The sequence below is a fragment of the Brevibacillus centrosporus genome (genome assembly GCF_003710815.1).
In the GTDB taxonomy this organism is placed as follows: domain Bacteria; phylum Bacillota; class Bacilli; order Brevibacillales; family Brevibacillaceae; genus Brevibacillus; species Brevibacillus centrosporus.
Window position 1 is genome coordinate 143,488 of record NZ_RHHP01000013.1, and the last position, 18,382, is coordinate 161,869.

Here is an 18,382-nt window from a genome sequence, read left to right on the forward strand (position 1 = left end):
GCTTTTTGCATTCACTTGCTCCTTTTTTGCGATAGTCTATTTCTTTTGATAGGTTCCCCGCTTCTCGCTCCTCTCTATACAAAAAAGCACTCTGCCGGATCGCCCCGACAAAGTGCTGGATCGTTTATCGCGCTTGATTAGGAGTCGCGAAACCTGGCTTCCTGACTTTTTATTTCTTCCTCCGACTTGCTCAGAGCTGCTTGTGGACCAGGGAAGTGATTCTTGTAATAGGCCAAATCCATGATCAACAGCACGACAAACATGGCGATCAAGGCGTAGCCAGCCGTCTGGTTAGGGGGAATCACCATCATGATCGAGATGAAAATGATCCATAGCAAGCTGAGCACATTGATCGTTTTACTCCAATTCCCCAAATTCCATGGGCCATAATGCTTGCGCTGGAATACTCCTTTCGCCTCAGCACGCAGCTTGAGATAGAGCGGAATGCCGTACGCTACGTACAGGCCGACAACGCTTACTGCCGTCAAAAAGGCTAACGTCGTATACGTCGCCTCCGGATTGACTCTTTTGACAATGTAGTCAAACAAGGCAAGGGCAAAAGACAAAATGATAACCAGCCAGATGGCTTTCGCTGGCGTTCTGTATTTCGTGGAGATTTCAGCCCAATGACGGCTCCAGGGCATCCCTTTGTCGCGGGAAAATGCGTAGAGCATCCGCGAAAACGATGTGATCGATGCCAAGCCGCAGAACCACATCGCAAAGGTCACCAGCCACAACACCACCGAACCGAAAGTACCGCCTAATGCTTCGCTGATGACGTAGATGAACGCATTAGGCGCTTCACTAGCCGCCGCCGCATTTTTGATGGACAGGGTAACGAAGGCGAGCATGATAAAACCGAAAATAAAAGAAAAGGCCACCGATGTAAAAATGCCCCACGCCGCACGAACTCGCGGATTAATCGTCTCTTCGATGGTGTGCGCAGATGCATCATATCCGGTAAACGTCCACTGCGCCTGCAAAAGTCCAATCAGAAAAGCAAGGGCGTAGGGCTTGTCAGAAAACGTCTGCCCCACCTGGAACAAATAGTCGAGCGGCTGCAGCTCATGACGCGAAAAGAAAACTAAGCTGCCGACGAGGATGACTACCACGCCGATGTGATACCAAGCGGAAAAATCGTTCAGGCGCGCTACCAGACGAATCCCGATGTGATTGAAGGCACCGTGGAGCAAAAGGGTAATCCCGAAAAGAATCAGCGTGGTTGTTTCTGTCGAGGTATAGCCAAATGCGCTTGCCAAGAGCGGATCGGCAAACAACGAAAAGGAATAGTCAATCCCGGCTACAATCCCGATTTGTCCGATGAGGTTGATCCAAGCCGTGTACCAGCCCCATCTTTTACTCCCCAGGATCGCCGCCCAGTGATACAGTGCCCCAGCTGTCGGAATCGCTGATGCAAGCTCCGACATCGAAGCTGCAATCAAGATAACGAAGAGTGCGACGATCGTCCAACCAAAGCCCATCATCCCGGAACCACCGTATAGCAAACCGTGTCCGTACAAAGAAACAGCGCCAGTCAAAATGGAAATGATGGAAAAGGAAATGGCGAAATTGGAGAATCCCCCCATATCCCGCAAAAGCTCCTGCGCGTACCCAAACTTGTTTAAGTCTCTTTTGTCTTCTAACAACTGATCTTCTCTTTTGTGCTGCATTCCGTCCCCTCCTTTGCTCATGAATTGTTCTTCGATCCGATAAAGCTTTCGTGCTCTTCCTCGTCAAAACGACGCACGCTTTCGTTTGCCCGATACCCGATCGCCACTGCTACTCCAATCGTCACGACAACCAACAAGATCCCCAACCCGAGCATTGCATCTCCTCCTTCCTCTTAGATGAGGCAAATGGCATGTCAGCAAGATTAGTACATTGTACGTTTGAAAAGAGCAGCTATACCAGTTTCTGGATCTCTCTGAAGGAGCTGATCTACACAAAAAAACGCAGGAGCTTTTCCTGCGTTCTACCATAGTAGCCTTATGAAATTTTTTGCTTTCGCTTCTGCATATAGGTAGTGATTTCATCCTGAGGAAGCGGCTTACTGAACAGGTACCCCTGCACCTCTTCACATAGATGCTCCTGCAAAAATGCGAGCTCATCGTCTGTTTCGACGCCTTCCGCAATGACTCGCAGCTCCAGATTGTGCGCCATGGCAATGATCGTGGAGACAATCGCTCTGTTGCTGGGACTTTGCTTCATGTCCCTGACAAACGAACGATCAATTTTCAGGCGGTTTAAGGGAAATTCCTTCAAATAGGACAAAGAGCTATAGCCCGTCCCAAAATCATCGATGGCGATATGTACACCCAGCTGCTTCAGCTCAGCCAGTGTGCTGCTCGCCCGGTGTACGTCGATCATAGTGCTCTCCGTGATTTCCAGCTCCAGATAGTGAGGCGCGAGCCCCGTTTGCTCGAGTATATCCGCAACCAACTGGGTAAAGTCTTTTTTCAAAAACTGGCGTGCTGACAAATTCACTGCCATGCGAATGGGAGGTAGGCCTTGGCTTTGCCATTCCATGTTTTGCTTGCACGCCGTCTGCAGAACCCACTCACCAATTGGCACAATCAAGCCGGTCTCTTCTGCAACAGCAATGAACTGGTCGGGTGACACTAGCCCTCGCTCCGGATGATTCCAGCGCAGCAATGCCTCCATGCCTACGATGTCCCCATTGCTGACACTGATCTGCGGCTGATAGTACAAATCCAGCTCGCCCAATGCCAATGCCCGATTTAATTCATTTTGAATGAACATTTTATCGCTGGTTATTTGCTGCAGATCGGGGGCGTACATGTGATAGCTGTTTTTTCCCCGCTCCTTGGCAGAGTACATGGCCGTATCCGCCGTTTTCATCAACCCGTGGCGGTCAACCCCGTCCAGTGGGTAGCGAGATATTCCAATGCTCGTGGTAATGTACAGCTCATGACCATTGATGAGGAAGGACTGCTCGATGGTCCGATTCAAGGAATCCCCTACCTGTGCAACCGTTTCCTCTGGAACATCTGCCAGTATTACCATAAATTCGTCCCCACCCAGCCTGCTCACAACGCCTCTTTGCCCAATACAGTTGCTCAGGCGCATAGCTGCTTCCTTTAACAACAGATCGCCATAATCGTGTCCGAGGGAATCGTTAACGAGCTTGAAGCGATCCAGATCGAGAAACATCACGTACACGCTATATCCACCTTGGCGTGCCTCTTCAATCATGACATCCAGCTTTTCTTCCACGTATCTGCGGTTCGGCAGACCAGTAAGCGCGTCATGAAAAGCCAAATAATTGATTTTCGCCTCTGCCTGCTTTTGATTCGAAACATCGCGTGCAATGATAAAAACGCCAGCAACGGCATCGTCTACAAAAACAGGAACATTGGTTAAATTCAAATGAACTTGCTTTTTATTGGTCGTCATACAAACTTCGTAGTTATTGGAGTTTCCCCTTACAGCTTCCTCGAAAAACTTCGTTACCTGCTCTGCATCCTGCGTACTGCACAGAGCCCTCAACGAATCCAGCGGCAGCCGCTCTGCTCCTGTCAAATCCTTCGCTGCCGGATTTAAAACGTTTTCTTTTCCATCGATGGAATAAAACATGACGCCGTCGTAATTATGCTCAAACAAGGATTTGTATCGCTGGTTGCTTACCATGACACGCAGTGTATTTCGGGCAAAGAGCTTGTCCATGTAAATGGAGAACAGTGTCACTCCGAGAATAAACAGGGTGACGACCCCAACTGCATAAGCAATCAGCCTCATATCAGCTGCCATGAACTCTGCCTGATGGCCTGACAGGTGGTCCCCTCCTACGAAAGTCGTTGCGTACATTCCTGTGTAATGCATGAAGGCAACAGCAGCGCCCATGAGCAGTCCAGCAGCCAGCTTGAGTCCGACTCCTTTTGCATCCGACGCATAACGCAAGCGAAACGTCAACAGAAGTGCAACTACGGAGACGACGATCGCCACCAGGATCGACAGTCCGAAAAAGAACCAGTTATACTCGATGACTGCATCCATTTTCATGGCAGCCATTCCCGTATAGTGCATGGAAGCGATCCCCACTCCCATAAAAAGAGCACCGATGACAAGCCTTTTTCTCGTCATGGTTTTGGTATTGATCACCCATAAAGCGATGCCGGAAGCAACCATGGCAAAAAGGATCGACAAAATAACGATCGCCACATCGTACTCAACCTCAACCGGCAGATGGAGTGCTAGCATGGCGACAAAATGCATGGCCCAAATGCCGAACCCCATAGAAATTGCTCCCGCGCAGAGCCAGAAAATCCGTCCCTTTTTTTGAGAGTCATGGATGCGCGTACTCAAACTCAATGCCGTGTAAGACGCCATTACCGCAAGGAGATAAGAAAAAATGACGAGGGCAAAATTATATGAATAACTGAGCGTGTTCATTAAACTCCCCTTTTTTGTTCGGAGTCAAGCTCGGACGCGGTATGGTAATATTCCCCTATCTTATCCGTTTTGTTTTCAACTGACAAGAACTCAGTCGGCTGGTGTGACTGGTTTTGTTGGGAACTTTTCAGCCCGCTAAATCTCGGTTTGCACGGGGATACTACAGCGTAGACACGCCGTATAAAGGGAGGGAGTTCCTTGATTCGTTTGGGTTATGCCTGCATCAGTGTAAAAACGAAAAACAACCCGAACAAGAAAACGACTGTCGCCCAGCTGAACAAGCTTGAACCACAAGCACGCCTAAAGAAATTGAGACAGATCCTGCAGACCAACTTTTTCAATTTGATGGATTTGCTTGCCTACAATGTGGATAACCATATTTTTTTGTATCGCTTGCCCTCGGAGTTTGTCCCATTAGCTACCCATGCAGTAGCCGAAAGTTGGGACTGGGCAAAGGAATTCGCCTGGGATTTTCAAAAAGCAGGCGAGTTTATCCGCAGCAACGGCATTCGTATGACAGCTCATCCCGGTCATTTCAGCATATTAAACAGTGACAAGCCATCCGTAGTTGCGTCCACGATCAAAGATTTTCAATATCACGCCCGTGTATTTGATCTGCTGGGATTGGATGACAACTCCGTTCTGGTTACACATGTTGGCGGCATCATCGATGATAAGCCCTCGGCTACTGAACGATTCGCAGCCCATTTCGAACAGCTCCCGGAGGAAGTAAAAAAACGGCTTGTGGTCGAAAACGACGATTCTTCCTTTTCCATGGTCGATGTACTCACGCTATGCGAACGACTTGGCATTCCGATGGTTTTTGATTACCACCATCACAAATGCCTCAACGACGGAGAGAATTGGGTCGATTATGTGCCGCGCATCATTCAGACGTGGGGAACGCGAACGCCGAAAATGCATATGTCCTCGCCGAAATCAGAAAAAGACTTTCGTGCCCACGCGGACAACATCGACCCAGATCAATTTATCGAATTTATTTCTCCGCTCGCCCATTACCATGTGGATATTATCTTGGAATGCAAAAACAAGGATGACGCCCTCTTCACACTGCGTCGCGAATTACAAAAGCGCGGAATGGACGTTGAAGTGACGGCTTCTCTTTCCTGAATCACATAACAAAACAGACGCCACTGTCCAAGCGGCGTCTGTTGCACTTTCTAATCGGAACAACCACAACCACAGCCGCATCCAGAAGATGATCCTCTATGGCCATGGGAGGAAGAACCTCTGCTTGCTGAGCTGCTTCCCCGATGATCCCATGTCTGGCATCGATCGTGGTAATGCTTCATCCTGCGCTGGTGGTGTTTATAATGCTTGCGATATTCACTGTACTTGCGGCGGTTCTCGCGGTGTTGCTCGCATTTGTGATGATAGTATTGCATCCGATCCATATGGAACTGGAATTTGAACAGATACAGCTCAATGTCTACACCGCCATGAGCTTGCGGCGGACGATTGTTAGGAGATCCCCAGTTCGGCGGCATATTGTTGGCAGAGGAATTCGGTGGTCTCCTGTTTGGCAGCGGCATCCGATTTGGCGAGGAATTTGGTCTTCTGTGCGGCATGTTAGGAGAAACGTTCGGCGGCCGGTGATTTGGCATTGGCATACCCATATTTGGCGGCATTGGGTTGGCCGGCATCCGGTTCGGCGGCATTGGATTGGCTGGCATCCGATTGGGGGCCATTGGGTTGGCTGGCATCCGGTTTGGAGGCATTGGATTGGCTGGCATCCGGTTCGGTGTATTGGGAAGCGACTGATTCGGCTTGGGCAGGATCGGTCTTTGCGGCATTGGTCGAAGTGGCTTGATTGGCTTCGGTTTTGGTGCCTCCATTTTCGGCGATGGCAAATTGGGGGATGGACGATTCGGCGATGGCAGGTTTGGCGATGGGATATTGGGAGATGGCAAATTCGGCGAAGGAACATTCGGTGACGGGACGTTTGGCGATGGCAAATTTGGCGACGGCACGTTCGGCGATGGCACGTTCGGCGATGGCATCATCGAAGGCGGTTTCGGCATTTCTTTCGGTCTGCGCGGCAATGCGGGAGGCATTGGAGCCATGCTTGGAGGGACTCTACGTCGTCTTTCCACGGAATGGAACACGTCCTTTCAAGTGAAATCACACAGTACATGGTATGACATTTATCCCAATCGAGAAACGACACTCGCCTATATCAGGAAAATGGACTAAGCCCGTTTTTTCGAAAATAGTGTAGTCGCCGTGACAATGTACCACTTGACTATGCGCATGCATACGCTACAATTGAGGTACTTCTTAAAATAATCAGACAGCCGCATTTGAACGAAAGTGAGGAAGACATATGCCGGGAAATAAGGCTTCAACGGTCTGCCAATCACATAGATGCCCAGGAAGAGGGGTTAGGATCTAGTATCCTAACCCCTCTTTCTTTTCGTTCTCTGCTAAGCTAAAGGAGGAAAATGAGGACATGAATCAGCAAGCAAACGGAATGAAAATGGATGGGAATCACTTGCGAATTGAAGATGTAGTCGCAATCGCAAGAGGTGGTGCGCGCATTGAATTAACGAAGGAAGCGATCGAAAACGTGCGCCGTTCCAGGTCCATGGTAGACCGAATGGTGGAAGAACAGCGCGTTATCTACGGGATCACTACCGGATTCGGCAAATTCTCTGATGTGATGATCTCTGGGGAAGACGTGAGCAAGCTTCAGGAAAATCTCATCATGAGTCACGCGTGCGGTATGGGTGATCCCTACCCAGTAGAGGTCGTACGCGGGATCATGGCCTTGCGGATCAACGCATTGGCAAAAGGCTACTCCGGCATTCGGGAGGAAACGCTCCTGCATCTCGTGGAGCTTTGCAACCGCGGCGTTCATCCCATCATCCCTCAGCAAGGCTCTCTTGGAGCCAGCGGAGATCTCGCTCCCCTCGCGCATATGGTACTCGTCATGCTGGGCAAAGGGGAAGCGGAGGTAAACGGTCAAAGGCTTTCCGGAAAAGACGCTCTCGAACAGGTAGGGCTTGCTCCGATACGTCTGCAGGCAAAGGAAGGTCTCGCCCTTATCAATGGCACGCAGGCCATGACGGCACAGCTTTGCCTTGCTCTGTACGACGCTAGAGTTGTCCTGGAAAGTGCTGAGGTCATTTCTGCCATGACCGTAGAGGCTCTGCGCGGCATTCCCAAAGCCTTTGATCCGCAGCTGCATCTCGTGCGCCCTCATCCGGGCCAGCAGGAATCTGCTCGCAAGCTTTTGCTCCATCTGGCAGGCAGCGAGCGCACCTCCTCCCAAGGTGAGCTGCGGGTACAAGATCCGTACAGCCTGCGCTGCATCCCGCAAGTCCATGGCGCAACCCGCGACACACTCGAGTACGTATGGCAAACCGTCACACGGGAATGCAACAGCGTAACGGATAATCCGATTCTGTTCTCCGAAACGGGCGATGTCATCTCCGGTGGAAACTTCCACGGTCAGCCGATGGCCTTCGCTGCCGATTTCATGGCGATTGCGATAGCCGAGCTCGCCAACATCTCGGAGCGTCGTACGGAGAGACTGGTGAATCCACAGCTAAGCGGGCTCCCTGGCTTTTTGACAGAGAACGGCGGCCTCCACTCTGGCTTCATGATTACACAATACGTAGCAGCATCCATCGTCTCCGAAAACAAAGTTCTGTGCCATCCAGCTTCCGTCGACTCCATCCCTTCTTCTGCCAATCAGGAGGATCACGTGAGTATGGGGACGACAGCCACTCGAAAGCTGCGAACCGTCGTTGGCAATACAGCGAAGGTACTCGCCATCGAATATTTGGCGGCAGCCCAAGCTATCGAGTTTGGTACAGGTGAACTCGGTGCGGGTACGGGGCGCGCTTATCAGCAGCTGCGCAATGTCATTCCTCGCCTCACGGAAGATCGGGAAATGCACCCGGATCTTGCGAGAGCGGAGCAGCTCGTTCGCGAGGGAACTCTTTTTTGGGAATAGGAGCGAGCAGCGAGTATGCTCCCCATTCTTTTTCCAACGTGTGTTTGATATGATGGAGGCGTAACGATTATTCTCATGGAACTGGGAGGGCTGCGTCTATGAAACCGATCCACGCTTCAGGCGAGCCTGCATCGATCCTGCTCTTCGATGGCGTTTGTCATTTGTGTCACGGCGCCGTCCAATTTATTTTGCAGCGCGATCCAAAAGGGTGCATCCATTTCGCTTCTTTGCAATCGGAGAAGGGACGCGAGCTGCTGGCAGCTTTTCATCATGAGAATCACCTGCAATCCGTAGTACTGATTGAAAACGGCACCCTTTACACGAAATCTGATGCCATTTTACGCGTCGGACGCAAGCTTCGTGGTGGATGGCCTGCTTTGTCCTTCGTGGCGGGGCTGCTTCCTAGGAGCCTGCGCGACATGGGATATGATTTTATCGCACGGAATCGATACCGCTGGATGGGCAAGGCCGAGCATTGTATGCTGCCTACCCCTGACATCCGCTCTCGTTTTTTAGAGTAACCGTACGCTTCGCCCATAGAAAGGGGCCGTATCCTTTGATACGGCCCCTTTACCACGATTCCTATTCCGTTATGAGAGATGAACCGCTAGTGGATGATCGTCACTCACGAATTCCGCCGCTTTGGCATTCGCTTCGACCTGAGCAGGGCTCTTGCTTCCCGGGATCACGGTAGTTACCGCAGGATGCTTGAGGCACCATGCCAATGCCCACTGAGCCATGTCCATTCCTTCTGGCACTTCGTTTTGCTTGATATCCTCCACCTGCTTCAGCAGATTCGCCACGTGCTGCTGATCGTGTCTGTGGCGCACGTCATTTCCGGCAAAAACAGAGCCTGGCTTGTATTTCCCGCTCAAATATCCGCTCGCCAGAGGAACACGTGCCAAAACTCCAAGATCTTGCTCTTCGCAGGAAGCAAACACACCTTCTTCTGGAATGCGATCCAGACGGTTGTAAACAGCCTGAATGGTCTTGGCATTGATAGACGATGCTTTGCTCGTCTGATACAGATTGCCGTTTTTCGAAATGGAAAGACCCAGATGCCTGATCTTTCCGGCCTGTACCTGTTTATCGAGCATGGTCCACAGAGCGTCGTTATCAAATGCCGAATCAGGACCCGAGTGGAATTGATACAGGTCAATGTAATCCGTTTGCAGAGCAGCCAGGGATTGATCCAGCTGCTGCAGTACCTCTGCTGCACCGTACTGATCGGTTCGGGAAAACTTGTCATGAAATTGATGACCGAATTTGGTAGCGACGATCCAGTCCTCTCGGCGGTCCTTTTGCAGATAGCCGCCGATCAAACGCTCGGACAGGTGATCTCCATAGCATTCCGCCGTATCAATCAGGTTGATCCCGAGTTCCTTTGCCTTATCGAGAATCTGGTCGACTTCCTGCTGGGTAAAGTCCATTCCCCATTCTCCACCAAACTGCCACGTACCTACTCCCACTACAGATACTTTCAGTTCTGTTTTCCCCAGTCTGCGGTACTTCATGCCTGTCCCTCCTCTTCTCAATAGCCACTTTGATCAAATGGTTTTCTCAATCGTCAACTCGCTGATAAACGCTTGCGTATTCGCCTTGCGCTCTTTGCGCATTTTCTTTCGTTCCTCGGCGGATGCCATCAGACGTTTTTCTTCATCTGTTTCGGCTACGATGCCCGGCACCTCAGTAGGGTTGCCCGCTTCATCCAGCGCAACGAACGTCAGGAAGGAGGTGGCCGTCAAAATACGCTCACCCGTTTGCAAATTTTCGGAAATGACTTTTACAAATACTTCCATCGAGGTGCGTCCCGTAGAGGTTACAATGGCTTCCAAACAAATGGAATGTCCCATTTTTACGGGAGCCAAAAAGTCGATGGAGTCTATAGAAGCGGTCACGACAGGGCGGCGTGAATGACGCATCGCGGCGATGGCAGCGACCTCATCGATGTACGCCATCATGGAGCCCCCGAAGATCGTACCGTGATAGTTCGTATCGGATGGTTGAACCAGAGAAGCCTGGATCGTACGCGAATCTTGCATTGTCTTGATATTCATAGCTGATACTCCTTTGCGAATCTACTACATGCCGTACCCATCATAACACAAGGGGTCTCGCGTTCCAATTAGCAAGGCACATTCACAGAACGTTCTGCCAGAAGGGCTTCGATCTGCTCTGCATGCTCCTTCAGCAAATAGCGCAGCAAAGGCATATTCCATTCATAAGCCGGGCGATAGCCATCCAGCGAAAACAGCTCAGCGTTTACATGGTCCGCCTGCTGCCTGCGTTCCTTGCTCGCACAATAGAAATGCTCCAAATAATCTGTTCCCCAGCGTGAAAAGGAAGAAGTATCTGGCGTCACGGCGGTGAGTAAGATGGCATCTCCTGTATCGATGAGATCTAGCGGATACAGCTGACAGCTAAATGGCTTGAGGGGAAACAGCTCTTTCCCCGTCCTTTCAGCATAGGCGTGGATCGCACATCCACGTCTGCCATCCAGTTCCTGATAGAACAGGCAGTTTCCATGTCGCATGCGAATCGTGCCGGGTGGCTGCGCAATATCCCAGATCCCGTATTCCATCCAGTGAGTGCGTTCCTTTTCTTCCCCCAGCTGTGCGGCGACCAAAGCCAGTTCTTCTTCCAAGATCGACATCTGCTGTTTTTGCACGGCGTACGGCTGTCCCCCTTCACAACAGGTTTCGCCGTGCACGGAACGACAATTCCAGCAATCCAGGTGAAACAAGGACAACAGCGCAGGCACATCCACCAGATACTCTCCGGCTCTCACCAGACTATCCCGATTTTTCTTCACGTATTTCTCGCATTGATACGCCTCTTTTTGCGTCATAGGGTCTGGCGTACCCACGTACCTGTATCGTTGCTGCCGTCTCATTTTTCCAGAACAACTTCTGCTTCTGTACCAAAAATGGCGAGGCGTCCATTTTCGAAGGTAGCCAGATCGACTTCTTCCCCTGGAATTTCCATCAAGATTTCAACCGATTCCGCTTCTTCATCTGCAAACAACAGCAGCAAATCTTTCTCTTCAAATTCATTATCGGTCAGCTTGTAGCCAACGAGCTTGCCCGCAAACTGGGTTTCTTCTTCTTCGTCCTCGCTGTCTGTGTCCCACTGTGTAAACGTGACTGTTGCCATTTTATTCTCGAATTCGTCTGTCAAAAGACGGAGCAAACGCTCGTGTTGTTGGATATCCATTTTCATCCCTCCGATGTGATGTTACTGCCCATCATATCAAACTAGCCGCAGAATGCCAAAAGAAATACCGCTTCCAGCATCGAAGCGGCAGGCTGGGCAGCCCTTTATTGAATAAGAACCGGCTGCTTGATAGCATAGAAAATCATTCGCTCAGAATTTGCAGCATGGAATGGCTCAAACTCGTAGTTTCCAAATATCTGGATTGGAGATATGCCTGCCATCTGAAGCATTTCGATCATCTGCTCCACTGTGAACAAGCGCACCTGCTCCTCATACTCACGAGGATCGGAAGCCGCAGGATCATGAATGAGAATTCGTTTTTTGACGAAGCCATCTTCAATCCAACGCTCTTCTTGAATCCGCATGCCATCTTCCTCTTTTTCCGAGTAAGGCACCAGATTCTCTGCTACATGGTTAGGACTCAGGTAGTCTATGACCACCTCTCCCCCTGCTTTCAATGCCTGTGCCATATTATGAACGACTATCGCGTTTTCCTGATCCGTGGCGAAGTAACCAAAGCTTGTAAACAGATTGACCACGATATCGAATTCGTCGTGAAACGGCAGATAGCGCATGTCATAACGCTTGAATGTCAGATGCGGATCACTGTTTTGTTCTGCTGCCTGCTTGAGGAGTACAGCAGACAGGTCGACTCCGACAACTTCATAGCCCCGGCGAGCCAGAGCTCTTGAATGACGCCCGTTGCCACAGCAAAGATCAAGCACTCGCCCCGAGTCTCGGATCGGCAAATGCCTCAAGAGATTGACAACCTCCGAGTCGGCTGTGGAATCATCCCGATGCCGGTACACCAGCATGTAATCTTCTTGAAAGCTGCGCTCAAACCATTCTTCTGCCATGTCTGCGCTCCTTTATGGGAAGAGTACGTGTATTATGCCTCGCCAGCGCAGAACAAAAACCCCCTTTCTCAGCCCATAGCCGCAAAGGGGGATCAACACACTTATAAACGAGTCTCTCGCCCGAGACGAATTTTTTCGGCAACGCGAGCGATGATGCTCTCTACCGAAGCAGGGTCATCCACGACGTCGTATTCGTTGATGTTAACACGCAGGATCGGACATGCATTGAACGAGCTGATCCATTTTTCATAACGGCCAAACAAGTCCTGCCAATAATCGACCGGTGTCTGCTGCTCCATCGGACGTCCTCGCTCTTTTACGCGATCGATGATGTCGTCAAAGCTTCCTTCCAGGTAAATCAAGACATCCGGGTGCGGGAAGTAAGGGGTCATGACCATCGCTTCAAATAGCTCCGTATACGTACGATAGTCCTCTTCCGTCATGTTTCCTTGGTCGTACAGCATGCGGGCAAAAATGCCCGTGTCTTCATAAATCGAGCGATCCTGGACAAACCCGCCTCCGTAATCAAACATCCGCTTTTGCTCCTTGAAGCGCTCAGCCAAGAAAAAGACTTGCAGATGAAAGCCCCAACGCGACAAATCACCATAGTAGCGGCTCAAATACGGGTTGTTGTCCACTTTTTCAACGGACACTCGAAAGCCCAGCTGATCGGCAAGTGCATGTGTGAAAGTCGACTTGCCTACGCCGACCGTCCCCCCGATTGTGATGACCGCGTTATTTGGTATTCCGTATTTTTCTCGGATTTGGCTGTTTTGAAACCTAGACATGTACGCAACTCCTTATTCACAGTTCTCGCTATAGCTCGTCCCTTTTTACCCCTGCTTCGCCTGCAGCTCCAAAACGCGAGGAGCAATCGTCTCCAGAACTTTGCGCAAATCTTCAGGACGATGCACAAAGTCCAAATCATCACAGTTGAACTTAATGACGGGTGTGGCAGGGTGATGTTTTTCAAATGCTTCCATAAATTCGTTGTAATCCGCAATCAGGTTTTCCATGTACGTGACGTCCATGCTTCTTTCGATCTCCCGGTCACGCAAGGCAATTCGTTTCATGACAGTATCGATAGAGGCCGTCAAATAAATGACCAAATCTGCCTGTGGTAAATCCTCGGTCAAAATATCATAGATCTTGAGATACTTGGGCAGGTTATCTCCAGTCAGCGTACGTTTAGCAAAAATTGTATTTTTGAAAATATTGTAATCGGCAACGACAGAAGTCCCTTTGTTCAAATACTGGGAATGAATGTCTTGAAGCTGCTTGTATCGGTTGCACAAGAAAAACATTTCGAGTTGAAAGCTCCACTCCGCAATGTTTTCATAAAATTTGCCCAAAAACGGATTTTCGTAAACGATCTCTTCGAGCAGCTCCAGCTGAAACGCACGGCTCAATTCCCGAGACAGGGATGTTTTGCCGATTCCAATGGGCCCCTCAACTGTAATCAATATGGACTTCATGTATCCTTCGTTTCCTTTCACGAAAATGAGAGCACTCCATATTGTAGCACGCACATAATCTTTTGTCGAAAAAAATCATTTGATGTTAGAAAACCTCTATCGTGGCCTGTCTATACGTTCAAAAAAGAAAAAACTGCCATTTTTTCTGGCAGCTTTTCCTTTTTCCGCTAGGTAAAATATTCTATTTTTGCACGTGGGAACAAGCGGCTGATTTCGTTTTCCATATGAGCCTGCAAAGCCTTCGCCTGCACATCCGGGTACACATACTTTCCCTTTCCGTACTTGCCCCATTTGTATTTGCGTTCCTCTTCGTTCATCTCCAGCTTTGTTTTAGGGTAGCGTTGCAGAATCAGATTTTTCGCGATCTTGGTAAATCGATGCGAAATGAGCTCAAACGTCAGATCCTCCAAAGCCTCCGGCACGAGCTGGCTGCGCAGTCTCTCCAGCAAGTCGGTATAGCCTTCTTCCCATCCATCAAACCAGTATAACGGCGCCAGAATAAAACCAAGTGGATAGCCTGCCCTCGCCACTTTGCCGGCCGCCTCGATTCGCTGCGCGAAGGTGGATGTACCGGGTTCAAAGTTTTTAATCACATAATCGGCGTTCATGCTGAAACGAAACCGTGTGTGCTTGTTGTGCTTCGCATCCAGCAACGAATCCACGTGATGAAATTTCGTAACGAATCGAAGTCTGCCAAATTCTTGGGTGCCCATAAACTCGATGGCTCGCTTCAGGTTCCCGGTGATATGCTCAATGCTGACGGGATCTGATGTACAGGCTGCTTCAAAGCGAGTCATTTCCCCTGGTCTTTCCAGGATGTACTTTTGCGCCTGCGCAAGGATATCGTCCGTATTGACATAAACACGAATGTACGGCTTGGTCCCCACGTTTGTGTTCAAATAACAATAATGGCAATGGGCCGCGCAGCCTGTTGCGAGTGGAATCGCATATTCAGCTGATGGTTTGGAGGTTTCAAATTTGAGCGTTTTCCGTACGCCGATCACAAGCGTTCGCTTGGCATTGCGGTATTTTTCCAAATCTGTCTCGCCGGGAATCCCACGCACCTGATTGTGACTGGTTGTCATTTGAATCGGGATGCCTTCCCGGGAAAAGCGCTCGTACAGCTCCCGTCCGAGCGGATAATCCAAGGCATGCGGCTCGACAAATACGTAGTCCGGGACAAAGAGCTGCGAGCTTTTTGCTGCCGTCTGCTTCGGTGGTTCCTTCACGCTGGTGGCCATGTCTCACTCCCCCTCCTACTAGTATGACCCGTCCTTTGCTGAGGCCGACAGGGGGCAGCTGGCAGTCTTCCTTTTCATCCCGCTACGAAATGGCATCTTTAAAAGCCTGTAAACAGATCCGCGCTAGCTCTTCTTGATCGGCTGGCACTTGCAGCATGTATACATGTCCGGCTCGTTTCGTTTGCTTGAAATAAATCCGTACGCGGATGCCCTGACTTTCCAAATATCTGCGGCACTCCTGCGCTACTCGCGGCAATCCATACGACTCATGAATCGTTACCCATTTGATCCACCACATTCACTTCGCCTCACCTTTTCTTTCTATAAAGTAAGCGCTAGCTGGGCGTTCGGTTCTCATCTGAAGCATAATGTTTTGATTTTAGGAAAACCGTTTGCCCTCCTCGCGCGTCTAATCGACTAGGAGGGGTGAACGTGAATCTCGAACATCTGGTAAAGGAAGCCCGAAGCGGTAATGACGAGGCTTTTTACCAACTTATGAGGCTACACAAGGATAAACTGTACAAAGTCGCCTATGCGTTCCTGCGAAATGAGACGGATGCTCTAGAAGCCATACAAGAAGCGACCTGCAGAGCCTATCTCAAGCTGTCACAGGTAAAGCATCCTGCTTATGTGTCTACTTGGCTGACGCGCATCGTGATTCATATTTGTACGGATGAACAAAGACGAAAGAAACGTCTGATCCTGCGCTCCACACAACCAGAAACGGGAGCAGGAGAAATCATCGGAGAATCTGACCAAGCGGCTATCCGTCTCCATTTGGAAGAAGCTCTCGCCAAGCTCGCTCCCCTCTACCGCCACGTTGTCATTCTGAAGTATTTCGAGGATTTGACAATTCGGGAAATTGCCACGGTCCTCGGCCAGCCAGAAGGAACGATCAAGACGTGGCTGCACAAGGGGCTAAACATGCTTCGGCACGATCTGGGAAAGGAGTGGTAGGCAATGCATGAGGATCAATCGTGGGAACAGCTGGAGCAGGAATTGTGGAAAGACAAACAGAGGGTGGAGAGCATCCCCGTTCCTGAGAAAATCGACTTGTCCATCCTGATGGGCATGCAACAGGCCAAGCAGCAGCTTGCCCAAAGACAACGCCGCTCACATTTTCGCTGGGCAACCAGTGGAATCGCTTGCCTTATCCTGCTAGGGCTGTTCTTTTCCATTCGTCTCTCACCTGCTGTAGCCGCTTATGTCAGCCACCTGCCTGGCATGGAGAAGCTGGTTGAGCTAATACGGGATGACAAAGGCCTGCAGATGGCCGCTGAGCACAACATGATACAACCTATTGGCGCCAGCGCTGAGCATGATGGTGTCCGCTTTACGGTTGATCAGGTTCTGATGGATCAAAAGCGGATGCTGCTTTTTTATACCATTCGCCACGAACAGCCTGGTCATCATGTGGAGCTGAATCAAGTCAAATTTTACAATCAGAACGGTGAACAAACGACTGCCGGATACTCCTGGTCGTCTCGGGGAGATAACGAAGAAAGCCGATCCAGCCTGGAACAAAATCGTCTGGATGTTTATTGGCAGGATACGACCCACATTCCGGATGCACTGGTTGCAAACGTTACCCTTACAGTAGATCAGAAGCAGCTGGATACGCCCTTTCAAGTTTCCTTTCCGATCGATAAGAGAAAGTACGAGTCGCTAAAAGAAACCGTTTATCCGCTTAATCAGAAGGTTACCGTAGATGACCAGCAATTTACCATTACCAAGATCGTCGTTTACCCTACCCAGACCGAGGTGTCTATTCAGTTTGATCCAGCCAATTCCAAGCGCATATTCGGATTTGACCAGCTGCGGCTGGAGGATGAAAAAGGACGGACGTACTCTTTCTGGGGCATCGGGATTGTCTCCACGCCAGATGGGGAAACCGGCGTCACCTACAACCTGGAGAGCGTTTATTTTGAACAGCCCAAACAGCTTGTGCTGAAAGCAGACGGGATCCGTGCTCTGGACAAACACAAGCTGCAGGTCGTCATTGATGCCAAAACAGGCAAACTGATCAAAGCACCCGACTCCCGTCTCACTCTGTCAGCCATTCGGCAAAATCAAGACGTTGTGGGCATCGACCTCTCCCTTCAGGTGGGAAGTCAAGACGAAAATCGAATGCTTTCGGTCGGGAATGATCTGACGGATGATCGCGGAAATCAATATGAGTACGCCAGTGGTTCCACTTCATCCCGTCCTGCCGAAGAGCCAAATAAGGGGTATCTGCAAAACAGCAGCATTCTCTATAAGCGCAAAACCGACAAAGGAGCTCCACAAGAGTACCGCTTCACGCTGGAGGATTATACCTCCCGACTCTCCACTGGATTTTCCGTGCCGATTACCGGCCAATGAAAAAGAGAGCCCCTCAAAAGGGCTCTCTTTTCTATTCATCAATCACAGCCCAATGGTTTGTCGGACCATGCCCTCCACCCAGCTGTGGAGCGGTTTTGATGGCTTCAAAGATAAAGCGGTTCGCCTTCTCTACTGCCGTTACCAATGGGGTGCCTTTCGCCAGCTCAGCGGTCAGTGCCGCCGAAAAGGTGCAGCCTGTCCCATGGGTATGTCGCGTCTGTATCCGCTCATGGGAAATCTCGTAAAAGGCTTGTCCATCGAACAGCATATCGACGACGATGTCTCCCTCCAGATGTCCGCCTTTCATAAGCACATTCCGTACACCGAGTGCGTGAATCGCTCGGGCGCCCTCTCGCATGTCTTCTGGTGTGCGAATTTGCATGCCTGTCAAGCACTCCGCCTCTGGCAGATTCGGGGTCACGACTTCGGATACCGGCAGCAAATGCTTTTGCAAGGCTACGATCGCTTCATCAAGCAATAGCTTGGCACCGCCTTTTGCCACCATGACAGGATCAACCACCAGCTTTTGAATACCGAATGCTTTCACTTCCTCTGCCACGGCCGAAATGATGGCGGCATCAAACAGCATCCCTGTCTTGGCTGCATCCGCCCCAATATCTCGCAGGACTTCGCGAATTTGCAGGGATACGGCCTCCACAGAAAGTGGATAAACGCCTGCTACCCCTAATGTATTTTGAGCCGTTACGGCTGTTATTGCACTCATTCCGTAAACACCCAGCTGATGAAAGGTCTTTAGATCCGCCTGAATCCCTGCTCCTCCACCGCTGTCGGAACCTGCTATCGTTAACGCTGTTGCCACTTTACCCAATGTTCTCCCTCCTGCTC

At 50.3% G+C, this 18,382-nt stretch carries 20 protein-coding genes; 7 read left to right on the forward strand and 13 right to left on the reverse strand.

Annotated features, from left to right (window positions below):
• Nucleotides 1-137 precede the first annotated feature (137 nt).
• The 3 genes from EDM55_RS13325 to EDM55_RS13330 all read right to left on the reverse strand — a co-directional run bounded on the left by EDM55_RS13325 (nucleotide 138) and on the right by EDM55_RS13330 (nucleotide 4,254).
• Nucleotides 138-1,670 carry an amino acid permease gene (locus tag EDM55_RS13325; RefSeq protein WP_092267978.1) on the reverse strand — a complete coding sequence of 511 codons (1,533 nt, stop codon included), beginning with the start codon at nucleotides 1,668-1,670 and terminating at the stop codon, nucleotides 138-140.
• A 17-nt stretch (nucleotides 1,671-1,687) separates the two neighbouring features.
• On the reverse strand, nucleotides 1,688-1,825 hold the full coding sequence (locus tag EDM55_RS30270; protein ID WP_170184315.1) for a hypothetical protein: 138 nt from the start codon (nucleotides 1,823-1,825) through the stop codon (nucleotides 1,688-1,690).
• A 161-nt stretch (nucleotides 1,826-1,986) separates the two neighbouring features.
• Entirely contained in the window at nucleotides 1,987-4,254 is a 2,268-nt protein-coding gene (locus tag EDM55_RS13330) for a bifunctional diguanylate cyclase/phosphodiesterase (RefSeq protein ID WP_246070822.1), read from the reverse strand.
• 354 nt (nucleotides 4,255-4,608) lie between these two features.
• Between EDM55_RS13330 and uvsE the strand changes: the two genes are divergently transcribed.
• The 5 genes from uvsE (at nucleotide 4,609) to EDM55_RS13355 (ending at nucleotide 8,910) form a co-directional block, all read left to right on the forward strand.
• Nucleotides 4,609-5,541 carry a UV DNA damage repair endonuclease UvsE gene (gene uvsE / locus EDM55_RS13335; RefSeq protein ID WP_092267976.1) on the forward strand — a complete coding sequence of 311 codons (933 nt, stop codon included), beginning with the start codon at nucleotides 4,609-4,611 and terminating at the stop codon, nucleotides 5,539-5,541.
• 493 nt (nucleotides 5,542-6,034) lie between these two features.
• The gene (locus tag EDM55_RS13340; RefSeq protein ID WP_141295143.1) at nucleotides 6,035-6,241 is read left to right on the forward strand and encodes a hypothetical protein; all 207 of its coding nucleotides are present in this window, start codon (nucleotides 6,035-6,037) and stop codon (nucleotides 6,239-6,241) included.
• Nucleotides 6,199-6,624, forward strand: coding sequence for a hypothetical protein (locus EDM55_RS13345; RefSeq protein ID WP_141295146.1), 426 nt, complete (start codon nucleotides 6,199-6,201; stop codon nucleotides 6,622-6,624). Before EDM55_RS13340 ends, EDM55_RS13345 begins: the two co-directional genes overlap by 43 nt.
• Nucleotides 6,625-6,880: 256 nt before the next feature.
• A complete protein-coding gene (hutH, locus tag EDM55_RS13350; protein WP_092267973.1) occupies nucleotides 6,881-8,389 on the forward strand; it encodes a histidine ammonia-lyase in 1,509 nt (502 codons plus the stop codon).
• 98 nt (nucleotides 8,390-8,487) lie between these two features.
• On the forward strand, nucleotides 8,488-8,910 hold the full coding sequence (locus EDM55_RS13355) for a thiol-disulfide oxidoreductase DCC family protein (RefSeq protein WP_122960521.1): 423 nt from the start codon (nucleotides 8,488-8,490) through the stop codon (nucleotides 8,908-8,910).
• A gap of 69 nt (nucleotides 8,911-8,979) precedes the next feature.
• Here the strand turns inward: EDM55_RS13355 and EDM55_RS13360 are convergent, their stop codons facing one another.
• From EDM55_RS13360 to EDM55_RS13400, 9 genes are all read right to left on the reverse strand, one after another.
• A complete protein-coding gene (locus EDM55_RS13360) occupies nucleotides 8,980-9,903 on the reverse strand; it encodes an aldo/keto reductase (protein ID WP_092267971.1) in 924 nt (307 codons plus the stop codon).
• A 33-nt stretch (nucleotides 9,904-9,936) separates the two neighbouring features.
• Nucleotides 9,937-10,446, reverse strand: a complete 510-nt coding sequence (locus EDM55_RS13365) for an acyl-CoA thioesterase (protein ID WP_092267970.1) — start codon at nucleotides 10,444-10,446, stop codon at nucleotides 9,937-9,939.
• Between the two features lie 68 nt (nucleotides 10,447-10,514).
• Entirely contained in the window at nucleotides 10,515-11,282 is a 768-nt protein-coding gene (locus EDM55_RS13370) for a DUF3109 family protein (RefSeq protein WP_092267969.1), read from the reverse strand.
• On the reverse strand, nucleotides 11,279-11,602 hold the full coding sequence (locus EDM55_RS13375) for a hypothetical protein (protein WP_092267968.1): 324 nt from the start codon (nucleotides 11,600-11,602) through the stop codon (nucleotides 11,279-11,281). Before EDM55_RS13375 ends, EDM55_RS13370 begins: the two co-directional genes overlap by 4 nt.
• Before the next feature lie 104 nt (nucleotides 11,603-11,706).
• Complete coding sequence (locus EDM55_RS13380) at nucleotides 11,707-12,459, reverse strand: class I SAM-dependent methyltransferase (protein WP_092267967.1); 753 nt, start codon at nucleotides 12,457-12,459, stop codon at nucleotides 11,707-11,709.
• A 101-nt stretch (nucleotides 12,460-12,560) separates the two neighbouring features.
• Nucleotides 12,561-13,247: a deoxynucleoside kinase gene (locus EDM55_RS13385; protein WP_122960522.1), complete on the reverse strand. Its 687-nt coding sequence runs from the start codon at nucleotides 13,245-13,247 to the stop codon at nucleotides 12,561-12,563.
• 45 nt (nucleotides 13,248-13,292) lie between these two features.
• Nucleotides 13,293-13,934: a deoxynucleoside kinase gene (locus EDM55_RS13390; RefSeq protein ID WP_092268205.1), complete on the reverse strand. Its 642-nt coding sequence runs from the start codon at nucleotides 13,932-13,934 to the stop codon at nucleotides 13,293-13,295.
• Between the two features lie 167 nt (nucleotides 13,935-14,101).
• Nucleotides 14,102-15,175: a spore photoproduct lyase gene (gene splB / locus EDM55_RS13395; RefSeq protein ID WP_122960523.1), complete on the reverse strand. Its 1,074-nt coding sequence runs from the start codon at nucleotides 15,173-15,175 to the stop codon at nucleotides 14,102-14,104.
• 82 nt (nucleotides 15,176-15,257) lie between these two features.
• Entirely contained in the window at nucleotides 15,258-15,473 is a 216-nt protein-coding gene (locus EDM55_RS13400) for a hypothetical protein (RefSeq protein ID WP_122960524.1), read from the reverse strand.
• A gap of 134 nt (nucleotides 15,474-15,607) precedes the next feature.
• Between EDM55_RS13400 and EDM55_RS13405 the strand changes: the two genes are divergently transcribed.
• Together EDM55_RS13405 and EDM55_RS13410 are read left to right on the forward strand one after the other, a co-directional pair.
• Complete coding sequence (locus tag EDM55_RS13405; protein ID WP_092267963.1) at nucleotides 15,608-16,132, forward strand: sigma-70 family RNA polymerase sigma factor; 525 nt, start codon at nucleotides 15,608-15,610, stop codon at nucleotides 16,130-16,132.
• Nucleotides 16,133-16,135: 3 nt separating this feature from the next.
• Nucleotides 16,136-17,536 carry a DUF4179 domain-containing protein gene (locus tag EDM55_RS13410; protein ID WP_122960525.1) on the forward strand — a complete coding sequence of 467 codons (1,401 nt, stop codon included), beginning with the start codon at nucleotides 16,136-16,138 and terminating at the stop codon, nucleotides 17,534-17,536.
• A 31-nt stretch (nucleotides 17,537-17,567) separates the two neighbouring features.
• On the opposite strand, the gene thiD is transcribed toward EDM55_RS13410, so the two are convergent.
• The gene (gene thiD / locus EDM55_RS13415; protein ID WP_122960526.1) at nucleotides 17,568-18,365 is read right to left on the reverse strand and encodes a bifunctional hydroxymethylpyrimidine kinase/phosphomethylpyrimidine kinase; all 798 of its coding nucleotides are present in this window, start codon (nucleotides 18,363-18,365) and stop codon (nucleotides 17,568-17,570) included.
• Nucleotides 18,366-18,382 lie beyond the last annotated feature (17 nt).